Consider the following 1,803-nt stretch of genomic DNA (forward strand, 5'->3'; position numbering starts at 1 on the left):
CAGGGCGCCGCCGTAGTCCTCCCAGGTCACGGTCTCACCGCACCGGCCGCAGGTCGCCGCGGGCGAGGGCGGCGGTGGAGGCGTAGCCGTCGATGGCGAGGGTGAGGTCGAGTTCCGCGAGGAGGCAGCGGACGACGTGCTCGACACCGGCCCGGCCGCCGACGGCGAGGCCGTAGGCGTACGGGCGGCCGATCGCCACCGCGCGGGCGCCCAGGGCGAGGGCCTTGATCACGTCGGGGCCGCCGCGGACGCCCGAGTCGAAGATCACCGGCACGTCACCGGCCGCGTCGACCACCTCCGGCAGGCAGTCCAGGGCGGGGAGGCCGCCGTTGGCCTGGCGGCCGCCGTGGTTGGAGCAGTAGACGCCGTCGACGCCGCTGTCCACGGCGCGGCGGGCGTCCTCGGGGGAGCAGATGCCCTTGAGGAGCACCGGGAGGGAGGTGAGGGAACGCAGCCAGTCCAGGTCGTCCCAGGTCAGACGCTGGTTGCCGAAGATCATCGCCCAGTGTCCGGTGGCGGCCTCCGGGTCCTCCTCCGGCGGGGCGGCCAGCCGGGAGCGGAAGACCGGGTCGCTGAAGTAGTTGGCCAGGCACTGGCCCTTGAGCTGGGGGAAGCCGGCGATGGACAGGTCGCGGGGACGCCAGCCCAGGGTGAGGGTGTCCAGGGTGACGACGATCGCCGAGTAGCCGGCCGCCTCCGCCCGGCGGACCAGACTCTCCGTCAGCTCGCGGTCGTTGGGCGGATACAGCTGGAACCAGCCCGGGGTGTCGCCGAGTTCGCGCGCCACGTCCTCCATCGGGTCCTGGGAGAGCGTGGAGGCGATCATCGGGACGCCGGTCGCGGCGGCGGCGCGGGCGGTGAGCAGGTCGCCCCGGCCCTCCGCCAGGTCGCACAGGCCGACCACGCCGACCGGGGCGAACATCAGCGGCGTCGGCAGCCGGCGGCCGAACAGCTCGGTGGACAGGTCGCGTTCGGCGGCCCCGGCGAGCATGCGGGGCATCAGCCCCCACCGGTCGAAGGCCGACACGTTGGCGTCCTGGGTCCGCTCGTCGCCAGCCCCGCCCGCCACGTACGACCACAGCTCCGGAGGCATCAGCCGCTCCGCGCGGCGCTCGAGTTCGGCGTAGGACATGGGGAGGTCGGGCACCTTGCCGGTCAGACCGTCGAGGTAGACGCCGAGTTGCCAGTCACCGTGGTTGGGCACGGGGATCTCCTTGGACGACGAGGGTGGGACGTCAGCTCCGGCGGCTGTTGGCGAGAGCGGTGGTCATGGAGTAACCGATCGGGCCGGCGGTGTCGTACAGGGTGCAGTGGCCGACCGCGACGCCGTCCTCGCTGCTGTGCGCCGTGGCCTGGAACCCTATGGCGTCGCTGAGCGGGAGACGAGCCAGTGTCAGCGTGTAGTCGGCGTTGATGAACTCCAGGTCGTCGTCCGACCGGTGGGACATCGGGCTGGAGGTGTCGGCGGCCAGGGCCACCCGGACGAACGGGGAGAGCGCCTCGCCGGCGACCAGGTCGGCCTCGTCGCGCAGCCACGCCCGGCGGACGGCGACGTCGCGCCAGCTCGTCACGGGGCGGTTGCCGCCGTCGAACTGCCAGAAGTTCCACGGCATTCCGTGCCGCACGGGCGCGATCTCCTCGGGCGGCGGGGCGTCCCAGTCCGCGGTCGCCGGGACCTCGCCCGCGGGCTGCTCGCCGCGGCGCAGCAGCACGGCGCTCGCGCGGGCGACGACGCCGTTCGCGCCGTGGACCACGGCGTCGGCCACGCGGATGCGACGGCCGTCGCGGATCCGCTCGGTGGTC

At 73.9% G+C, this 1,803-nt stretch carries 2 protein-coding genes; both read right to left on the bottom strand.

The features are described from left to right. Positions 1 to 34: 34 nt before the first annotated feature. Positions 35 to 1,210 (bottom strand): lactate 2-monooxygenase, encoded by a 1,176-nt coding sequence (locus HW445_RS29490; RefSeq protein ID WP_374939718.1) that lies wholly within the window; start codon positions 1,208 to 1,210, stop codon positions 35 to 37. A 25-nt stretch (positions 1,211 to 1,235) separates the two neighbouring features. Then, positions 1,236 to 1,803, bottom strand: a 568-nt coding sequence (locus tag HW445_RS29495) for an acyl-CoA thioesterase domain-containing protein (RefSeq protein WP_180223881.1), incomplete at its 5' end; no start/stop codon positions are given.

The organism is Streptomyces sp. UH6 (assembly GCF_013421635.1).
GTDB classification, from domain to species: Bacteria; Actinomycetota; Actinomycetes; order Streptomycetales; family Streptomycetaceae; genus Streptomyces; species Streptomyces abyssomicinicus.